We start from the raw sequence: 22334 nt of genomic DNA, 5'->3' as shown, positions 1-22334 counted from the left end.
AAAATAATTCTTTTTGAAAAAATTGTACTAATTGTAGCAAAATATATATTTTGTACTGTCTTAGATGTCCTAACTTGTTTAACTTTTTCTACTTCTTCTTTAGAGATAAACAACAATTAACCTGTTATTCTAAACGTTTTTTTGTAAACAGCTAATTTAGCTTATTTAAACTTTAAAAGTAGATATTTTTTAGACTTTTTATAGACTAACTACTTTCATCAGGAAGTATATATAATTTTTCTACAAGAAATTTAAAGCGTTTGCATAGTCGTAAATAATCACAATTTTCTAAATTTTATATTACGATAATTGAGAAAAATATGGTTGTTAATCTCCTCTTATACTAGATTATTTAATCAAATTGTATTGTTTACATCTTCAGCTAAATTAATAGTCGTGCTTAGAGTATCAAGTACTGTTATGTGTATATTTGGATGTAATTTCCTGAAAATCTACTCGTATTACCTGTATAAGTAACTAAAAAAATGACAGTTAAAGAGATGATAGCTAGAAAACGATGTATCGTATTAGGTTGCTTGTTGCTGTATGAAGTGATGCAGTGAATAGTCAATTAATCGGCTAGTATAACCGAAGTTACCCACTTAGTAGGAAAATAACATTAATCCCGTACACTCTAATTTAAGACTATCTTTATTTGTTAAACAAGTATGAGTGAAATTTTTACTAAAAAAGTCTGGTTTTCTAATGTTAAAAATGACCTCCTAGCGGGGGCTGTGATAGCTTTAGCTCTAATTCCTGAAGCTATCGCTTTTTCTATTGTCGCAGGAGTTGAGCCTCAAGTGGGACTATATTCCTCTTTTTGCATCGCCACTATTACTGCCTTCATTGGTGGTAGGCCTGGGATGATTTCGGCAACGACAGGAGCAATGGCCTTGTTAATGACTACTTTAGTTAAAGACTATGGACTACAATACTTGTTAGCTACAACAATTCTAACAGGGATTCTCCAGATTATTTTGGGTTGGATCAAACTCGGTCATCAAATGCGCTTTGTTCCAAGAGCGGTTATGATTGGGTTTGTTAATGCTCTGGCTATTCTAATTTTTGACGCCCAACTGCCCCAATTTGAGGAAGCTTCCTGGTTAGTTTACGGGATGGTTGTTATGGGGCTGGCAATTATTTACGGTTTACCTCGCCTCACAACTGTTGTCCCTTCTCCATTAGTAGCTATTCTTAGCTTAACTACTATCTCTTTGGTGACAGGAATTCAAGTGCCTACTGTTGGGGATATGGGAAATCTTCCTCGTACCCTCCCCATGTTTCTTATACCAGAAGTTCCTTGGAACTTTGAGACGTTACAAATTATTCTGCCCTACGCTTTTACTTTATCTCTGGTGGGATTGTTGGAATCTTTCTTGACTGCTAATGTAATTGATGATTTAACCGATACATCTAGTAATAAAAATCAGGAGGCGATTGCCCAAGGACTAGCAAATATTGTGACAGGATTTTTTGGTGGAATGGCTGGATGTGCCATGATTGGTCAATCAGTGATCAATATTCGTTCTGGAGGACGAGCAAGACTTTCGACCCTCAGTGCTGGAATTTTTCTTTTAACTTTTATTCTAGTTTTTGGCGATTGGATAGCACGAATTCCTATGGCAGCTTTAGTAACAATCATGATTATGGTATCTATTAGTACCTTTAACTGGAATTCTGTCCGCAACATCACTAAGGTTCCGAAAAACGAAACTGCAGTAATGATTACCACAGTGCTAATTACTGTGTTAACCCACAATTTAGCTATTGGAGTGCTTATTGGAGTCGCTATGAGTGCTATCTTCTTCAGTCGTAAAATTGCCTCTCTTATTTTTGTAGATTCCCTACTCAAAGGAGATGGAAATGAACGAGTTTATAGTGTTAATGGACAGATATTTTTTGTTTCTGTTGATAACTTCATTAGTGCTTTCGATTTCCGGGAAAACCTAAAAAAAGTAACTATTGATTTAACTCATGCTCATTTGTGGGATCATTCTGCCGTCGATGCTGTAGATAAAGTTGTCTTACGGTTCCGCAAACATAACATCAAAGTTGACCTAATTGGACTCAACGAAGCGAGTGCTACCTTAATAGAACGTTTAGCAGTTCATGATAAACCCGATGCTCTCGAAAATGACTGTGTATAAGAGGTTAACTCACAAAGAAAATCTTCCCAATCCGTAATCAACTCCAGATTTTGACAGCTGACGCTGGAAATTGTACTTGGTCCTTGGCTAAAAAATTAAGAAACTGGTAGAGAATTTCAATAACTCTTTTGCCGGTAATCATTCTCTCTATGCTAAACTCGTTGGGTTGGTCTTTAAGGTTAGACCAAACTGATGATGTGAAATCGACTAGTTATATGTCAAGTTAAAGGATTTTAGAGTTGATAATCTACAAAATTTCTGAATCTATCAGCTCTCTTTTCAGCCAACTTCAATTTTTGATTAATCATTAAATACCTTCTACTCTTACTTAAGTTGTTAGTCGGTCAAAATGGACAATAATTACTCAAATTCAACGCCTAATTGTTCCACAGTTTTTTTGAAAACAATGGGTAAGTTTCTTGAAACTGATCAGTTGGTTTCTATAAATCTTGACACCCAATCTAATTCTTCTCAAACATTTTTTAAACTCCTCCCTTAGTCGGTATATTTCAGGGAGAGCTGGTGAAGTTCAATATAAACACCTTATATACCAGGTTTAATTTAACTTTTGGTTCTTTACTTTAATCTTTTCAATGTTAAGGACTGAACCTGCTAGGATACTAGCCATAAAAAAATCACGGACCCTGATAAGCCCAAATGACAAGCCTATCATTGGCGATATATTTTGTATCTTCACTTGACATGACAGGTTTAGTTAAACTCTATAGGAACTTTCCTCAGAGGATCTTAGTCAAAGAGGAAAATATTAGTTTTCTCTCTACTAAGGAGGTTAGTTAGCAAAACTATGAAGGAACTTTCCTTAGGTAATACTAGTCAACTGTTCTGTGCAGGTTTTGAGGTTAGGAGCGAAAGGAGAGATCGAGGGGCGATTAGACTTAACACTAACCTGGTTGGGAACAAACATTAAGGTCCTTTTTCCGACCCAAAAAGTTCGTCCATCAGTGGCGCAGGCTCCCCCCGCAACCCAATCTGCCACTCGCTGAGCTTGGTCTAAGGGTAACTTGTCTAGAATCAAGACTACAGTCTTACGCTCCTGAACCAACTCAAGAGCCTGGCGAGTTTCCTGCATCGAATACACTGTTTTTACCACTACTTCAGCCTGACAATCACTATTAATAGGCCAATCGAATGGATAGATATTAGTCATAATTTTCGTTTTAGCATTGCGTGTTGACTTGAGAAGAATTCAAATACTTTTTACAACCTCAGATAATGTAGTTTATTGAACTATAAACATTAATCAGCTAAAGTGCCCAACCAGAAAAAGCCCCCGACCGAGCGATGTAAGATTTTATTCAGTTATTCTCTCTTATGGCTTGAACTATATCTTAAAAAAAGTTTGCTCACGCCATATCTTATCTCTCATTATTGCTACTGCTATATATGATCTAACATAGTTTATTCTAAAGGTTCAGTACCTTCACAATGGTTTAACATAGTTTTTCTCGAAAGCTCAGTACTTTGACTTTGCAGCTCTTTTCCTGAAAGTCCACCCTAGAGTGGAGATAGATTGTTCATCTATTCCAATAATTCAGACAGTCTGTTCATAATTATCAAACAAAATTCAATCCCCCGAACTTTTATTGATTGGGATAGTACAGTTTGTAAAAATACGAGTTTTACGATTTTTAAAAATACTTTTATTATTCTTAATATCTAAGCCAAAGTACGATGAGGTCAATGATTAAAGAATAACCTGTAATAAATAAAATTTCTTAGCTAAACCACAGTAAATATAAATTGCTGAGTCCATCTTTCCGATAAATTTAACTCTTCATATTTTGTTTAAAATCTGATAACGAAAATCGTAAGTTCTTCTAAACTTAGAATCTGATTCAGGGAACTGAGTTGAGTATTTAATGCCATAAGTATAAAATCACTGAAAACATTGAGTTCGGCGTAATTTCATGTCAAATACAGAACCTGCTAGAATACTGACTACACAAAACCTGCAGTTTTTGATAAGTCTATCATAGACAATCTGTTATATATCTTTGCATGACAGATCTGGTTAAATTCCACGGGAACCTTTCTCAGAGGAGATTAGTCTCTTTCATACTAGGAAGGTTAATTGGCAAAACTATGAAGGAACTTTCCTTAAGGAATACTAGTCAACTGTTCTGTACAGGTTTTGAGGTTAGGAGCGAAAGGAGAGATCGAGGGACGATTAGACTTAACACTAACCTGGTTGGGAACAAACATTAAGGTCCTTTTTCCGACCCAAAAAGTTCGTCCATCAGTGGCGCAGGCTCCCACCACAACCAAATCTGCCACTCGCTGAGCTTAGTCTAAAGGTAACTTATCTAGGATCAAGACTACAATTTTACGCTTTTGAACCAGCTCAAGAACCGGGCGAGTTCCCCGTATCGAATGCACCGTTTTTACCACTACTTCAGCCTGACAATCACTATTAATAGGCTAATCGAGTGAGTAGATATTAGTCATAACTTTCGTTTTAGCATTGCGTGTTAACTTGGAAGAATTAAAATACTTTTTACAACTTCAGATAATGTAGTTTATTGAACTATAAGCATTAATCAGCTAAAGCGCTCAACCAGAAAAAGCCCCCCGGCTGAGTGATGTAAGATTCTATTCAGTTATTCCCTTCTATGGATTGAATTACAATCTTAAAGAAAAGTTCGGTCACGCCACATCCCATCTCTTGCTATCGCTAATGCTACGTACCACACAACATAGTTTCTCCCAAAGATTCAGTACTTTCACAAAGGTTTAACATAATTTTTTTCTAAGGCTTAGTACTTTGATTTTGTAGCTATTTTCCTGAGACTCTACTTGAGAGTGGAGATAGTAATGCTCATCCATTCTAATAATTAGACAATCTGTTGAGAATTATCAAACAATATTCAATCCACAAAACTTCATTAATTAGGGTATAATAGTTTGCATAAATGTGTGTCCCACGATTTTTAAAAACACTTTTCTTATTCTCAATACCTAAGTCAAAGCACTACGAGGTCAATGACTGAAGAATAACCTATAGTGAACAAAATCCATCAAAAGTTTTGAGATTACGAACCTTTAAAAGGTTATTATATCAATAATATGACATCATCATGTCGCCATTTGAGAACGGCACTTTTTCTTATAAAGATTTTTATAAATAAATGTTTTCAATCCATCAACAACGGAAAATAAAAAAATGGTTATAAACTACGTCTCCTTAAATTAACATCAGTCTCCCTTAAGACTTTATCACTTAAGTCGAATTTAAATTTAGTTTTCCGAGTAATTGATTTAAACGTTGTGGATTTTGTAGATAGAGATAGCCAATCAAAGTTTCAAAACTGGTGGCTTGTTGATAAAGTTCTGGTGATACACGTCGACGCCCTCCCGTCGCTGCATTACGGCCTCGACGAACAATTTCCTTCTCAAATTCCGTCAAATAAGGGTGGAGACTTGACAGAAAAGCCGCTTGGCTTTCGGCACGAACTAACGATACCACTTGATTATGATAGTCAGCTAGCCGCCGAGGGGGGAAGATATAATGGCTCCGAACATAAAGTTCATAAACTGCATCCCCCAAATAAGCCAGAAAGCCAGGGGACAACTTCTGTATCATACCAACTGACGCCAGATTAACACCAATGTCCTCAAAAGAGAGGCTATCATAGCCTGGACCAATTTCATAGAGAATCGGAGACTGAGTTTGGTCAGAATTAGGTAGGTTCACAGCCTTAACTCGGTTTAAGTATCCCAAAAAAATAAAAGTAGTAGCGCCCTCGTCATGAGTCAACTACTTTGGGAGATTATTGATAGCATCTTCAACTGAAGTTTGCAAAGACAAAAACTTTTCTAAACGAACTAGCTTAACAGTTTGAGTCACCCTAGGATTAGTAACAATTTGTAAGCTGCCCTTATTGGTTTGTGCTTTTTTGACAAGCTGAACTAAAGCGCCCAGTCCAGAACTATCAATAAAGTCAATTTGAGACAAGACCAAAATAACATTGGCTGGTCCCTCATCTATGCAATTCCCAATCACCTTACGGAAGGTAGGTTCAGAGAAGGCATCTAGCAGACCAGTCAGCCGAAAAATTTGGTATGTGTTTTGAACATCGCGAGTTCCTCGTAAACTCACGGTTAGGGTAAGTTGCTCAGGAATAGCTCCCTCCTCCGAGTCGATGATAATTTATAATTATAAAAAGATATTATAGCGTTGTGGGACATAAAAAGTGAACTTTTTTAAGAATTTGAACCGATCAACTTCTTTATAAAGTGGTCATTATCAAACTTTAGAAAATTGTTTTGTTCAGGAACAGCAAGAAAGGTATGCCATGTAAACTATAGTTTTTTAGGTAGTTTGTTTACTTTTTTTATGTCGTAACGCACTGAAATGTTTGTTTTTGTATTCTACTCTGAGACAATTAACCTTATAGTCTTTTTAGGATATGCAATATTAACATTCTTTAAAAATTTTTTCTCAATTATTAGAATCTATAGAGACTGAATATCTATTGATTATTTCTTGTTTATATTTAAAAAATAGCTCTAACGCAATATTCTAAAATTTAAGTCTAATATTCATAGACTTAAGCCAAGCTAGAAATAAGTTAATTAAGTTTTCTCATGTTAGTAGGAAGTTGAGAGAAATTAAAAGTATTGTCTTTATCTTTTTTAGACAAACAACATAATTACATCCCGATCCTGAGTTTTATAGTTTTCATTTTATTTGAAAACTATAAAAATTTTTGAGAGATTAGGCTGTCTCGTTCTTTTTAGTTCATATCATTTCCTGAACACTGATACAAGATTTAATTTCTTTTATATTTATTCCTCGTTAAAGAAAATTATGACCAAATTAAATACAAAATTTAGCTTAAAATTTTATTTCCAAACAGTAGATATTGTAACTTCAATGGATATCGTAATTTTTGGTAGTAAAAAAATTGTAATTATTAGTAATCCTTGTATTATTGAAAACTTAGGACAAATGGAGACTATTACCTGTTAACTAAGAAATCTATCTGTTCAAGAGTCACAAGCAGCGAAATTAGACTTGAAACGAATAGAAGGGCTGAGGATTTTCGGTGAAGTAAAATGATGTTGCTGAAGTAATGTCAACTAAATAAATCATGTTAAAAGATAGTAGCAACCTATATAGATTGAAAGTTGATGGCTGTAATACACAAAAGTTTAAGTTGCTCAAAGTCCTAATAAAAGTCGATAAACTTATCCTCTCCAAATGAGGTTTAGCCGCAATTCTTAAAGAGTTTATTTTTAGGCAAAATATATCTTAAGTCAAATAAATTTCCGGATAACGGTTATGTAAGCGAGAAATTTGTGGTTTTGATACCCATCTATACTTAAACAATGTTCTAAACCTAAAAACAGTGATTGCCCTAAAATAACTCATCTCTTTACCTATTATCATTAACCTTTTCCATTTTTCTAGAAGAACAGAACTAATTGAATCTGTAGTAAAAATCGTGGTTACAGCTTGAATTTATAGCTTAATCATTGAAGGTCATTACCACCCTGGAAAACTAGTTTATGATACTTCAGTCAGAATTTTCCATTGAAGCAACTGTCAATTTCTTACATAGTCTAGACTTGATTGCTAGAGTCGTTAGGCATTGTCTTTCACAAGCTATGCTCATATCAGTTTAGTTTGAGTAAAAATTATTTTAGGACTGGTTTTTCACTTAAGACTCGAATAACCGTTCCTTTTTTTGGTAAATCTTGAAATTTGATCAGCAATTTGTTGTCATTAATCCGACGAATATTCATATCTTTGACTAACTCTAAAAATTTATCTACAGGAGATAGGTCACAAGCTGTCGTATCTGCGGCTTCTGTTAAATAATGAGTAGGGATCATTACTTTGGGTTTTAGAATCTCCATCGCCTGTTTTCCCTCATTAGGTTCATAGGCTTTTGGTCCTCCTCCCACAGGAATCATGGCAATATCAGGAGTTCCTAGAAGAATTTTCTGTTCAATGCCGATAGGGGCAGCTGCTCCTCCTAAATGGACAATCCTTAGTCCTCCTTGAATCCAACGCCAAGCGACATTAGTTCCAAATTGTTTGCCTCCCTTACGATCATGGTCAATACCGACTCCTTGAATTCTTAGCCCTTTAATTTCATAAACTCCAGGTTCATACAAAATTTTGGGATTTCCAGGTAGATTCTCAGCCGCTCCTTCGTCCCAGAGTTGGCTGCTAATAATTACTAAATCTGCCTCTATTTTAGGGGGTCTATATCCGGCAGTACAGCCAATTGTCCGAAAAGGATTAGCTAAAATTCGTAGTCCTCCTCCTATGTATAAAAAAGAAGTATGACCTAAATATTGTATCATCAACGAACCGTTACCCTCAGCTGAGGCCGGCTGAAAGTGGGAAATCAAGGGAATTCCAGTAGCTGTAATTGCACCTGCACTAGCATAGTAGAGTAACTGTCGCCGTTTCATCTTTAGTCCAAGAATTAAGTATTTTAGTATTGTTTAGTATAACAAGTCGGTTAAGTATTATCAGTTAACAATCATTTTGGGAATTATATAATTTATTGGTCACATATAGTAAATTATATTGAGTAAATGAGCATAAATAAGTGTAAAGTAAAGAGGAGTTAAAAAGGTAGAAAGGAAAAAGAACTAGATACCAGTTTACCTAAAAATTAGACTAACATGATTTAGAAGAGCAAAAACTATAAAAGTTGATCTCCAATCTAAAAGTTTTTGCTAGTAATAAAACGAAGGTATAAGTTTAAAAGAAAAGAGAATAACAGGTTAAATAAACTGTAGATTTAGTAAATCTATCAGAAAATAAATAATATAAATTTTTTTAGATAAATTCTTCACATAAGAAAGACGACTGTGGTATTTTCTAAGAAGTGGAAGCAAAGAACTTATATCGCAGAAAATATAAAATATATTTAATAAATTTTAAAAAAAGACGGTATTACCCTAGTAATAGCCAATGATTGACTAAAAAAAGAGAAAATTTTAATTAATTACTGGAAAAATTGTAATTATTTTGAACACAGAGCTATAAATAAAAAAGAACAAAAGTAAGTACGAGAATTCATCTATGTCCCCAAGAAAAAATCTAAAAAAGCAGATTAGGAAATCCTGTATCATTCAGAAAAAAATAGAAGTATAAGGTTAAAATACTTGATATAAAATAGATTCTATTCTAGAAAATCTAACAATTTCCTTTTATATATATTTCATGATATAGAAAATAATTTGACATAGCAACAAATGAGAATTATACCAAATTGACAATATAGAATTAATTAGGAATATATTAAGTCAATAAATTCTAAAGTTAAGAACTGATAAAATTTATAACATAAATCCATAAGTTTTTTAGTTAGTTGATTTTAATTTCTTGTTAATATTTTTAACTGTTCTTTAAGTTATTCCTGGTTCAAAATAAAAAATAATTTTTCTAATCTAATGCCTAGTCTAGCTGTTTTATAGCTTTTGGTATGACGGGTAAACTGTCTGACACCAACTGGCTGATTTTAATAATTCTGAGACCCAATCCAGATCTCTATAAAAAATTTTCTAAATTTCTTTAAAAGAATTAGTATCTCTTTGAGGAGACTAATGATAAATTTAAATATTAACTAATTTTAGTATATAAAATATATCTGCCACTATTTTAGTTGGTGGCGTTAATTAATTGGAAAACCTATTGTAAAACTTCTCAAGATATTAAATCAATTTTAATTTTAGTTAATTTTTTTATCCAAAATGTCTAACTATTTCACTATTACCTCTAATTTTCTTGTTTCTATAATTCATAAATTGATAAATTTTTTGAGTATGTTATCTGTTAAATTAGATAAAAGTTGATTAAGAGTATTCTTGATATATTCTTAAATTTGCTACTTATTCATAAGTAATTCTTTTACTTTTCTATAACTAAACTATCTTCAATGTTATAGTTTAATTTAAATTAAAATTATCAATGCTTTTTCTAAAAAAATTTTCATTGTTAGTATCTTTATCAGTATTTAAAATAAAACTAAAATTAGGTTCTTTTCTTTCGATTAATTTATTTTCTAATTGAGTAGAATCTATGAAAAAATAAGGTAAATTAAATTTTCTATAAGATACACAGACTAAAATATTAATAGTCTAGAAAATTTTTATATGATTTTTTCTTAATGATACTAAAGTAATTACTTTCTGAAAATAAGAAACTTTATATTCTAGATATTCTTCTAATGAGAAAACTAAGAGCTTACTTCCTTTTTTGAAGGTGATCAATATTTGAAATTAACTGAAGATTAATGAACATAATTTTTTTTAGCTTCTAATAAAATTTTATTACGTGCAAAAAAGTAGATTGTTAAACCTTATGACCGTAACAACAAGCCCCGTATCTATTTTAGAGACTGTTCACAAATTAAACACAAAGCAGGGCGCATTATGTCACTTTTATTGTTAAACATAAACCACAATTTTTATTGTGCTGTGATGAATTTTTATCAACAAAAACTAGTATATTAAATATATGATGATACACTGCACAATTATCTTAAATTTTTTTTTATCAAAAGTCTCTTATTGTAAGGGATACTTAATTAAGTCAGTCATTAACTGTACACTATTAACTAACTAGACAATTTCAACATTTTTTGAATAGGACGTAAAGCAGCAATTCTAATAGACTCATTTATCGTAATTTCTGGACGTTTAAACTTCATAGCAAGATACAATTTTTCTAGTGTATTCAACCGCATATAAGGACATTCATTACAAGCACAATTATTTATTGCTGGTGCAGGAATAAAGTGTTTTGTAGGTGCAACTTTTTTCATCTGATGAATAATTCCTGGCTCCGTTGCTACAATAAACTCATTACTTGAACTTTGCTGACAATATTTTAACAAAGCAGTAGTTGAACCAACATAATCAGCATGACGTAAAACAGGAGTTTCACATTCAGGATGAGCAATTATTTCTGCGAGGGGATGTTCTGTCTTTAGCTGAACCATTTTTTTTTCCGAGAAAGTTTCATGGACTACACAACTTCCCTGCCAAAGAATCAAATTTCGTTTTGTTTGTTTCATTACATATTTTCCTAAGTTGCGATCAGGAACAAAAATAATAGAGCGATCTTTTGGCAGTTGCTCAACAATTTTAACCGCATTAGAGCTCGTGCAAATAATATCACTCATCGCCTTAATAGCAGCACTACAATTGATGTAGGACACTACAATACAATTAGGATATTGAGCTTTAAATTGAGCAAAAGTATCAGGAAGACAGCTATCAGCTAAAGAACAACCTGCCTCCAAATCAGGTAGTAAAACTAATTTATTAGGATTCAAAATTTTAGCTGTTTCCGCCATAAAATGAACCCCAGCAAAGACAATGACATCTGCATTTGTATTAGCTGCTTGTTGAGAAAGACTCAAAGAATCACCTAGAAAATCTGCAATATCCTGGATATCAGGATCTTGATAATAATGAGCTAAAATAACAGCATTTAATTCCTTTTTGAGTTGGCTTATAGCTGTAAATAAATCACTAGGAATTTGATTAGATTGTGAAGATGGGTGAGGTCGTATATTTGTAAACACAGTAGAATGTCACTCCTGAAGGGTATTTATAGTTAATTTTACTGAAACTATTATAGTTTACAGTTAATTCTAACTAAATTAGTGGAATATCACTACCCCAAAAATTAGGATGAATATGCCATAGATATCAGAGATTAAACCGTTAAACTATAGATATATAAAAATTAAATATAAGCTTCAAGATTTGTTTACCAAAGAAATTATTAAGTTAAATTCTATAAATCCCTAGGTCTTATCTGTTAATGATTTTAGTTCTACTGATAAATATACCTAAATGGACTATAATAACAATAACAGAGTTTGTGATTCGTCCGCATTGTGTTGCAACAAAAGTTTGTAATCCGAAAGTTATTCCAATGATAGCTAGTATATCGAAGTTAGCATTGACCACTCTTTCAACGGATAACTATACTTTCATATTGAACCATTTGGATTTTAGCCCTCAAATTATCAAAAGTCATGCTATCAGAAGTAATTGTATTGAGTAAAATATTATTTACAGAAGTCTAACCGCTATTGATTTTGTTTAGAAACTATTTTGCTATAAAGTTTTTCAAAAATTAAAATTTTCAAAGAAAATATTTTAACTTTTTACTTTTTTAGATTATTAATGATAATTATACTTCCCTGTTCTTAAGTAAAAACTTGATCCTTGTTTAGAGAATATTTAGATGAGTTCTGTTTTTTACTAACTAAACTTTATGCTGTGTTTGAACATATAATCTATTTTCTTTAGATTATATTCTATATATTTATTATTCATTGTATTGAATCTAGGCAATACTTTTTCTGCTTTGTCGAAACCGTACCATAATAATAGTGTACAGTAGTACTGGATATTTAATTTTTGAGAAAAGTTTAAATAAAGAAATAGTACTTTCAGTAATATTCATATTTTTTTACTAAATTTCTAGGTATTAAAAATCACTTATATTTAATATTTTTCGAATGTCTTTTATTTTAAAAAATAAATTTTTAACTGTAAAATTACTATACATAAGTCCAGGAAAATTGTTATTTATTTTTTTATATTTTTTTTAAATTGTTAGTATAATAGAATATATAAACGCAAATTGAAACAACTATATTTAGTTGTTTCAATTTGCGTTTTTTTAGTTCAAAAACTATAAATTATTGGTAGTTATTAACTACTAATGATTTATGGTGACCGTGTTCTGTAACTTCAAAAAATCAATTTTTATAAAGTTTTGTTATACCTACAACAGACGAGTCTAATTTTATTGTTATTGACAATAGGTTATTATGACAAGTTCTTCCTTCCTCTCCTCATCTCCTCAAGATCAAGGGAAAAAAATCGGTACTAAAACCTAGATGATACAATAGTTTATAACTTCTTTATCAGTCCTCAATCTTTATAGTTTAAGACAAAAATTGTCATTTCAGGCATCTTAAGTCCTCAGTCCTCAAAAAGTTAGAATAAGTTCTAAAAGAAACCTATGCTTAAAACCCTATTTGGTGACCCGAACACCCGCAAACTCAAAAAATTTCAGTCTTTAGTCACAGAAGTGAATGTGCTCGAAGAAAACATTCAAAAATTATCCGATGAGGAACTCAAGCAGAAAACAGTTGAATTTAGAGAATTGATCGACAAAGCAAAAGATAATGAAGAGTTGGAAGATATCTTAGACGAGATCTTACCCGAAGCCTTTGCTGTAGTACGAGAAGCTGGAATTCGGGTCTTAGGGATGCGTCACTTTGATGTTCAGATTCTCGGTGGAATTGTTCTACATAAAGGGCAAATTGCAGAAATGAAAACGGGGGAAGGGAAAACCTTAGTAGCAACCCTTCCTGCCTATCTTAATGGATTAACTGGAAGAGGAGTCCATGTTGTTACCGTAAACGACTACCTAGCCCGTCGGGATGCTGAATGGATGGGACAGGTTCATCGTTTCTTAGGACTCAGTGTCGGGCTAATTCAAGCAGGAATGAGTCCTGATGAACGAAAGAAAAACTATGCTTGTGATATCACATATACTACCAACAGCGAATTAGGGTTTGATTATCTACGGGATAATATGGCCACCGCTATGGCTGAAGTAGTTCAACTGCCCTTTAACTATTGCATCATTGACGAAGTAGATTCTATCTTAATTGATGAAGCTCGAACCCCTCTGATTATTTCAGGACAGATAGAACGTCCTACGGAAAAATATCTCAAAGCAGCTTCCATTGCCGCGCAACTCATCACGCAAAAAAGTGAAGAAGAACCAGGAGATTACGAAGTAGACGAAAAAGCTCGAAACGTTTTGATGACGGATCAAGGATTCGAGAAAGCAGAAGAGTTATTGGGGGTTAAAGATCTCTACGATCAAGAAAATCCTTGGGCGCACTATATTTTCAACGCTATTAAAGCTAAGGAATTATTTGTTAAAGACGTTAACTATATGATCCGCAACAAAGAAGTTGTAATTGTCGATGAATTTACCGGGCGGGTGCTACCTGGACGGCGGTGGAGTGACGGATTACACCAAGCCATTGAAGCGAAAGAAGGGGTGGATATTCAAAAAGAAACCCAGACTCTAGCCACCATTACCTATCAAAATTTCTTTCTTCTCTATCCTAAACTCTCAGGGATGACAGGAACCGCAAAAACTGAAGAAACAGAACTTGAAAAAGTCTATAATCTTCAAGTTACTATCATTCCTACTAACCGACCTTCTCAACGCTACGATTTTCCTGATGTTGTTTATAAAACTGAACCCGCAAAATGGCAAGCTGTGGCTGCTGAAGTGGAGAAGTTGCACCATCAAGGACGACCTATCCTCGTAGGAACTACTAGTGTTGAAAAATCAGAAGTTCTTTCCCAACTCTTGCAGACAAAAAAAATTCCTCATAACCTTCTCAATGCCCGTCCTGAAAACGTGGAACGGGAATCAGAAATTGTCGCCCAAGCCGGACGAAAAGGTTCAGTTACTATCGCTACCAATATGGCAGGACGAGGAACTGATATTATTTTAGGGGGTAATGCCGACTATATGGCGCGGCTAAAAATTCGGGAATTCCTGATGCCCCAAATTGTGATGCCTGAAGACGATAGTATCATGGCTATGATGGCGGGAAATGGCGGAGGTCGTCGGTCTCAAGGATTCGGAAAAGACAAGAAGAAAGCAAAAAACTGGAGTCCTTCCGATTCAGACATCTTCCCCACTCAGCTCACTCCTGAAATCGAAGAGATGTTAAAAGATATGCTCAAAATAGCCGTTGACCATTATGGACAACAAAGTTTATCGGAACTTGAAGCTGAAGAAAAAATCGCAGTTGCCTCAGAAAAAGCTCCCACTGACGATCCTGTGATTAAAAAATTGCGGGAGGTTTACAAAGCTATTCGTAAATCTTACGAAACTGTCACTGATAAGGAACAAAACGAAGTGGTGGAATTAGGAGGACTCAACGTGATGGGGACTGAACGCCACGAGTCCCGGCGCATCGATAACCAATTACGGGGACGAGCAGGACGACAAGGTGACCCAGGATCAACAAAATTTTTCTTAAGTTTAGAAGATAATCTATTAAGAATTTTTGGGGGTGATCGGGTAGCCGGTTTGATGAATGCTTTTCGTGTTGAAGAAGATATGCCCATCGAGTCCAAAATGCTTACCCGTTCTCTGGAGGGTGCGCAGAAAAAGGTGGAAACCTTTTATTACGATACCCGTAAACAAGTGTTTGAATATGATGAGGTAATGAATAACCAACGCCGCGCTATCTACGCTGAACGTCGCCGAGTTCTTGAAGGGTTAGATCTTAAGGAACAGGTTCTTCAATACGCGGAGAAAACCATGGATGAAATTGTAGATGCCTATGTGAATCCAGAATTACCTCCCGAAGAATGGGATGTAGACAACTTGGTAAGTAAGGTTAAGGAATTCGTCTACCTCTTGCAGGACATTACCGCTAAAGATATGGAAGATATGACCGTTAGTGAAATGAAGGTATTTCTCCATGAAGAGGTACGTAAAGCTTACGATATAAAAGAAGATGAAGTAGATAAAATTCGCCCTGGTTTGATGCGCGAAGCCGAACGGTTCTTTATTTTGCAACAAATTGATACTCTATGGCGTGAACATCTCCAGGCGATGGATGCATTACGAGAGTCTGTTGGTTTACGAGGTTATGGGCAAAAAGATCCCTTAATTGAATATAAGCAAGAGGGGTATGAAATGTTCTTAGAAATGATGATTGATATTCGTCGAAATGTAGTATATTCATTGTTTCAATTTCAACCTCAAGGACAACCTCAAACTGCTTAATTTTTAGTGCTATTTTCGAGGATTAAAAATATTAGTCCTCGATAGTTTTTAGAATCAAAATACGCTGTTCAAATACATTTTTTACTTAAAAGCTAAAATGAATTTTTGCTTATCAAAGACTTAATTACTAAGACAGTAATAGGTATTAATTAGGTATGGTATAAAGAATCTAACTATAGCAGCTGCAAAAACCTCTGTAATATGATCACTTAAATATATTTTTATAAGTTAAAAAGTTGTAAAAATATATCATTATAATGATTTTTTTAAATATAAATCCTGTTCTTTATTTAAAAAATATTGATCCTATCATGTCAGGAATAATAATAGTAAAAGAACAAATTATAACTCAAATTAATAAGAAAAATTATGAAATCATTGTTGATGATACCATTGTCATATTTTTTTTAAAAAAATCGAGATATGGAAGTTATGATGTTAATAATTAACAATGATTTTAAATTACTTTACCATTAATAATTTTTTCTTAAAATTATGCTATTTTATTTGATATTTAATAATGGGTTCCTAAATTGAAGTTTTTTTAAGTTCTTTAATGTCTACTATTTTAGAACTAATTTATTACAGGAAATCTCCACCTCTGTTAGCTCAAATATTATCTTTATTCGTAGAGCATGTAGCCCCGCTGAAACTGAATATAGTCTCGGAGCTAATGATTGTATTTCCGTGAATGTTTTTCCTGTTGAAGGATTTACTGGGGAATATCAAATTCTAGTAAATGGAACAATATCAATGTCTATATTTAGCAAGTATTCCTGTTTAAGGACTCATAATATTCTAATTGACGAAGTTATTAACCGAAAAATACGTTTAATACGTTAAAAACCCTATTAATACCATTATTTTATTAGTTTGTCAATCTCTATAAGTAGCGATCACCGGAGACATCAATAATCCAGGCTCTTATCTCCTCCCCATTTTTGAAGGACGAAAATCTCCTACAGTTACTCAACTGATTCAACAAGCAGGGGCTAACCATGGTTACTAATCTTAATTAAGTTCAAATTTACCGTTAGTTTCCAAGAAAAATTCCAATATTAAACCTAAATTTGTGTAAATTGCTCAAAGAAGGAAGTATTTAGCAAGATCTTACCCTACGCGATGAGGATATAGTAATTATTCCTACTCAAAACAATATTGATATTACCCAAACTCAACTATATGTATAATGCAGGTTTGGGATTATTGGCTAATCGATAAATTAATGTAGCTATGGTAGAAGAAGTGTATAAGCTAGGATATTATCGAGTTGTTCCCAACAGGACTTTTGGAGGAAGTGGAGAATCTACCAGTTGACAACAATCCCTGAGGTTTATCGTTGTTATTGAATTAGCCGATGGAGTTAAAACCCTAGCCTACATTTGTAAAGTAGAAATCAGTCGTCTCAACTATGATGGTTCCCAACAGAACATTCAAACAAATTTGTGGAATTTACTACAAACAGGTGATATCCAAAATGATATTGCACCATAAGATAGGAACACCATTATGATTCCTAAAGCCGAAAATATTTCTCCAGAAGAGTCTAAGACCATTGGAGCCGCTAGTTTTCTCTGAACGTATTCAGGGTTAATATAGTAGGAGAGGTGCGCTCGCTTGGGATTATAGAAGTCCCCTCCAACACTCCTTTAAATTAAGCTATTTTAACTGCCAGAGGCTGTGAAAATAGTTGCGCGGACAAGGTACCATTGAAATAGTCTGTCTTAAATTGCAATGGCATAGCAACTAAGCAGAATATAAAAATCTATTTTGCTCAAGGAATTACCAAAGAGAATAATCTTATCCTCTTTAATAAAGATGTTACAATTGCCAATCACAATATCCTAATCACAGTCCTAGATATATTAATCACTATTTTTAGTTCCATCGAATCTCTCACGTAATTTTTTAATTTTCTTAAATTATTTAATGATTGAATAGTCAACATTTTCCCTAAAAAATCACGATATTTTTATGCCTTTTCATTCCATTATTAACTTTTAAACAACAACAAAATCTACGTTGTCTGTTCCGTAGGTTTCTTTTTTTCCCTGTTATCTTTTGTCCATTAACTTCTACTACAAAATAAATGTATGAGAGATTAAAATTAAAATCAGTAAACTGATAGATCTAATCAATACTAGCTATTATTTTACTTTCTTCATTGGTAGAGTGACACACTAGTGTTTGACTTTTATTTTATTTGTTATCCCTAGCATAAATCATCATATAATTTTTATCTTAATACTTCGGAAATCTCGCTACGATAATTAGAAAAATGACGACGTATATCCCTAAAAATTTTATCTAAAAACCTTTGTAACGAACAAGCAAAAAGTATATATTATATCTTATAACTAATACATGACTTGTTAATTACCTTGGGCTTTACCAACTGTTTATTTTTACTTTAGATTATTAAAATAATCAACTGCTGTTTGAGTTTCAATCGCATCCACAATTGTTAATTCAACCTCAATTAACAAATTACGAAGTTTAATTGTACTAAACAATTACAATTAAACAAAGAAGATTTTATAATAAATATCATTCTTTTCTAGAAAGAACTTAATAGATGTATAATTTACATCGTGAAAATTGACTAATTTTGTAGTTATTTAAGTTTATTTATAATTTAGGTGTATAATTGAAGAAAATATATATACAAACATAGTGAAGCTCTCATTAAGTCAGAAAACCTGTATCGTAATTTTGAGTTCAGTATATAAAAAACGTTATGAGCTTCCTAATTGATAAAGTCTCATGTTTTCTGAAATTAAAGATCTCACCGAGTCCCTGTTCCCCAGACTTCTTGAAATTCGCCGTCACTTTCACGCTCACCCTGAACTGAGTGGACAAGAATACCAAACTGCTGCATATGTGGCGGGTGTTCTTTCCTCGTGCGGTATTCACGTTCAAGAAAATATCGGAAAAACGGGAGTAGTAGGAAACTTAAACGGAAATGGTACAGATCCGCGCCTCTTAGCTATTCGTACCGATATGGATGCTCTACCGATAGATGAGCAAACCAACCTAGAATTTGCTTCGTGCAAACCTGGTATTATGCACGCTTGTGGCCACGATGTTCATACAACGGTAGGGCTAGGAACCGCTATGGTTCTTTCTCAGTTAGCCGAACAATTGTCAGGAAACGTAAGATTTTTATTTCAACCTGCGGAAGAAATTGCTCAAGGAGCAAGCTGGATGCTTCAGGACGGAGCAATGCGCAATGTAAATGCAATTTTTGGACTACACGTCTTTCCTTCTCTTGAAGCCGGTTCTGTGGGAATTTGCTACGGAACTTTGACCGCTGCGGCTGATGACATAGAAATTTTTATTCAAGGAGAGTCAGGTCACGGAGCTCGTCCCCATAACGCTATTGACGCTATCTGGATTGCTTCTCAGGTCATTACGACTCTTCAACAAGCTATTAGTCGAACTCAGAATCCTTTGCATCCCGTAGTATTAACTATTGGACAAATTAACGGTGGCTGTGCGCCTAATATCATTGCAGATCAGGTAAGAATGTCCGGCACGGTACGCTCTTTTCATCCTGATACCCGCGCTAATTTACCTCAGTGGATTGAAAAAATAGTAGCTAATATCTGTAATTCTTATCGGGCAAAATATGAGATTGATTATCGCCAAGGAGTTCCTTCGGTGCAAAATAACACAGAATTGACTCGGATTCTTGAATCTACTTGTCGAGAAGCCTGGGGAAATGATCGTTTACATATTTTGGCTGAACCATCTTTAGGTGCAGAGGATTTTTCCCTTTATCTTGAACACGCTCCGGGAAGTATGTTTCGTTTGGGAGTAGGATGTTCAGAAAAGTTCAACCATCCGCTACATCATCCTCAATTCGAGGTGGATGAGTCCGCCATCCTGACAGGGGTTATCACTCTGTCCTATGCCGCCTATAAGTATTATCAATATTCTAAATAGATATATAGCAATCAGAAATAATTCATAAGAAATTTCTGTCCCTTGTTTCTTTTGACTAAAATGGGTGTCCCACAACCGATGCGGTGATTGCCGTTGCAAGATCTTTTGAAACTTTCTTTAGTGTTTTTAACCCCTTTAGGGAACTTCTAATTAAATGAATTGAACTTAAAGGATTTTTGGACATCTGAAATGTTAATCTCCAAGGATTTAGGCTTCCATTCTCTTCTAATGCAGGGGTTAAATTAGGTAAATCCTGTTCACAATTGTCACTAATAACTCTAATCATGGCAACAGGAATTTTTAAATAGTTACAAAATTCTAAAAGAGGAATTCCTTCCATATCCACTACATCAGCTTGATAACTTCGGCCTAATTGCCATTTTTCCTCAGCTGAAGTAATGATGTGATCACTTGTCACCGCTTTGCCCTGTATAATCCTTTTGTTAAAATAATGATATATTAATTTATTTAAATTCACATCGCAAGTTTGCCATGGTGGAGGAAGAATATTGTTTGAAATTAAACAACATTTTTGGTAAATAATTTTATCACCTACCTGATAGTTTGGAGATAAACTTCCACATAATCCCATTAACAAGATTCCTTTAGGAGGATGATTAATGAACTCATGGATTTGCTGCCATTGTTTAAGATAATGTTTAAAAGGTAAAAGTCCCACAGGAATCTGAATTATTTTGATTTTAGAGCAAAATTGCTTTACTTCTCTGAATCCTTCACAAACGACTTTATACTCAGCCCCTCGGGGAACTAGAATCGTATCGATATAGTTTGTGATAGGAATGTTACGTAAGGATGAAGACATTTATTGATAACCTATGTTTTGTTTAAAAACGTTTTTATTTTATCTTTTGAGAAACTATACCAATTCCAAAAAAGCTGATTAGGAAATGATCATGGCATAAAGATAGTTTCTCACTATTTTAATATCTAAAAATACCATAAAAGTTTAATTTAACGTATATGTAATTACTTTTTAGCTATTATTCTCATTTAAGTTATTTTGCTAAAAATGAATATCTATGACCTATTTTTATTATTTTTTATTGAAATCAGGTCGTTAAAAAGTTGGCTTTCCATAAAGTATTAGTGTTTATTCATATCAGTATAAACTTAAGCTCAAGGAGACATTTTGGAACTATTAAGGCGTCTGGTTGTAAAAAAACTAATCTCTTATGCATTATTGCTGGTTTTGATGCCTCAAAAGAATCTTGAACAAGTGAACTTCTTTGGATACTGTTAAATTACGTGTAAAAAAAATTTTTTATCTCCATACTTAAATAATTAGAGTGACATCTATAATTGTTTCGATTGATATCTTTTAGAGTAACTTCCTTGAGTAATATTTAATTTGACTACCTTTCATCTTCGTCTTTAAACATCTTTTCTGTAATTATACGAGCTTTTATTTTAGGAAATTTTTCTTCTAGTGTAAAATAATGATAAGCAAAATAGAATATGAAAACAACATTTATATCTTCCCTGACTATTTTAAATTTAAATAATATTTATTTAAGTAAAGTTCTGACAGTAAATCACTAATCCTCAATCTTATCTAAAGGTATAAAAGGATGTGGGATATACAATGGCTTACGTTCAGTCTCTTCTGCTATGTTCTTAAAACTTTCTTCTTTATAAGAAAGAGCATTGTTTAAAATAAAAATATCCCTAGTTCCTAAGTATAAATTGAATATTAAAATAATTAAACTTACAATAAATCTCTATTTTTTCTAAAGAATTAAATAATTAAAGATTTTTTTATTTCAAGAGACTAATTTAAATAATCTTTTTTTTGTACTACAAATACATTGGTGATTTTGTTTGTTATCAAACTCAACTTTATCAAGTTTATGTAAATTAATTTTTATATTTTTAGTAATCTATTCTATTTTTTCTAGAAAACTTCTTGTTTTGATTCATTGATTTATTATTATCCGTAGTTTTTGCTGGTTATTATTAATCTTTAGTACGTATAACTTATGTTTTTTTGTAAAATTATTCACATATAATTGAATTTACTTTGCTTGATTTATATCATTATTTTACCTAATTAGAATATCAAAAATATACACAATTTTAATGTTACTGTATTTAAATACAAATACATAAGTACATAACATTATTACCAATGTTGAATAAATAATATTTTCTGATATTTGTTTTACGTTAATTGTTTAAATAACTTTTTAGTACAAATGGTAACTATAAAGTACTAGTATAACTGATGATTTGTATTTAAGCGTTTAATTACTAATTGAATAATTAAAAGACTATTTTAAATTATTTTTGTTTCTATTCTTTTTTAAAAAATTATATTTATTTTACCTTATTCATTTACAATTATCAATTCAATATTTAAAATCAGTTGATGCTTTTTCAATAAA

General features: G+C 33.0%; 10 protein-coding genes. 3 read left to right on the top strand and 7 right to left on the bottom strand.

All coding sequences use genetic code 11. The annotated features are described in order from the left end of the window. The first annotated feature begins 668 nt into the window (after positions 1 to 668). Entirely contained in the window at positions 669 to 2147 is a 1479-nt protein-coding gene (locus RGRSB_RS00520) for a SulP family inorganic anion transporter (RefSeq protein WP_119259364.1), read from the top strand. Between the two features lie 820 nt (positions 2148 to 2967). Here the strand turns inward: RGRSB_RS00520 and RGRSB_RS00515 are convergent. The 6 genes from RGRSB_RS00515 to nadA form a co-directional block, all read right to left on the bottom strand. Next, complete coding sequence (locus RGRSB_RS00515; protein WP_119259363.1) at positions 2968 to 3315, bottom strand: cell division protein SepF; 348 nt, start codon at positions 3313 to 3315, stop codon at positions 2968 to 2970. 950 nt (positions 3316 to 4265) lie between these two features. Next, positions 4266 to 4442 carry a hypothetical protein gene (locus RGRSB_RS10335; protein ID WP_232014535.1) on the bottom strand — a complete coding sequence of 59 codons (177 nt, stop codon included), beginning with the start codon at positions 4440 to 4442 and terminating at the stop codon, positions 4266 to 4268. 943 nt (positions 4443 to 5385) lie between these two features. Further along, positions 5386 to 5748, bottom strand: a complete 363-nt coding sequence (locus RGRSB_RS00505) for a Mini-ribonuclease 3 (protein WP_119260890.1) — start codon at positions 5746 to 5748, stop codon at positions 5386 to 5388. 174 nt (positions 5749 to 5922) lie between these two features. Next, a complete protein-coding gene (locus RGRSB_RS00500; RefSeq protein WP_232014534.1) occupies positions 5923 to 6264 on the bottom strand; it encodes an STAS domain-containing protein in 342 nt (113 codons plus the stop codon). Positions 6265 to 7805: 1541 nt separating this feature from the next. After that, the gene (locus RGRSB_RS00495) at positions 7806 to 8591 is read right to left on the bottom strand and encodes an MBL fold metallo-hydrolase (protein ID WP_119259361.1); all 786 of its coding nucleotides are present in this window, start codon (positions 8589 to 8591) and stop codon (positions 7806 to 7808) included. Between the two features lie 2156 nt (positions 8592 to 10747). Beyond that, positions 10748 to 11719, bottom strand: a complete 972-nt coding sequence (gene nadA, locus RGRSB_RS00490) for a quinolinate synthase NadA (RefSeq protein ID WP_119259360.1) — start codon at positions 11717 to 11719, stop codon at positions 10748 to 10750. 1457 nt (positions 11720 to 13176) lie between these two features. Here nadA and secA point away from each other — a divergent pair. Continuing rightward, positions 13177 to 15987: a preprotein translocase subunit SecA gene (gene secA, locus RGRSB_RS00485; protein ID WP_119259359.1), complete on the top strand. Its 2811-nt coding sequence runs from the start codon at positions 13177 to 13179 to the stop codon at positions 15985 to 15987. Positions 15988 to 18750: 2763 nt separating this feature from the next. Next, positions 18751 to 19932 carry a M20 family metallopeptidase gene (locus tag RGRSB_RS00475; RefSeq protein ID WP_119259357.1) on the top strand — a complete coding sequence of 394 codons (1182 nt, stop codon included), beginning with the start codon at positions 18751 to 18753 and terminating at the stop codon, positions 19930 to 19932. A gap of 55 nt (positions 19933 to 19987) precedes the next feature. Here the strand turns inward: RGRSB_RS00475 and RGRSB_RS00470 are convergent, their stop codons facing one another. Continuing rightward, positions 19988 to 20755, bottom strand: a complete 768-nt coding sequence (locus tag RGRSB_RS00470) for a 5'-methylthioadenosine/S-adenosylhomocysteine nucleosidase family protein (protein WP_119259356.1) — start codon at positions 20753 to 20755, stop codon at positions 19988 to 19990. Positions 20756 to 22334: the final 1579 nt, after the last annotated feature.

Origin of the sequence: cyanobacterium endosymbiont of Rhopalodia gibberula (assembly GCF_003574135.1) — a bacterium.
In the GTDB taxonomy this organism is placed as follows: Bacteria; Cyanobacteriota; Cyanobacteriia; order Cyanobacteriales; family Microcystaceae; genus Rippkaea.
The sequence above is the reverse complement of the archived record's forward strand: the minus strand, read 5'-3'. Positions and strand labels throughout refer to the sequence as shown.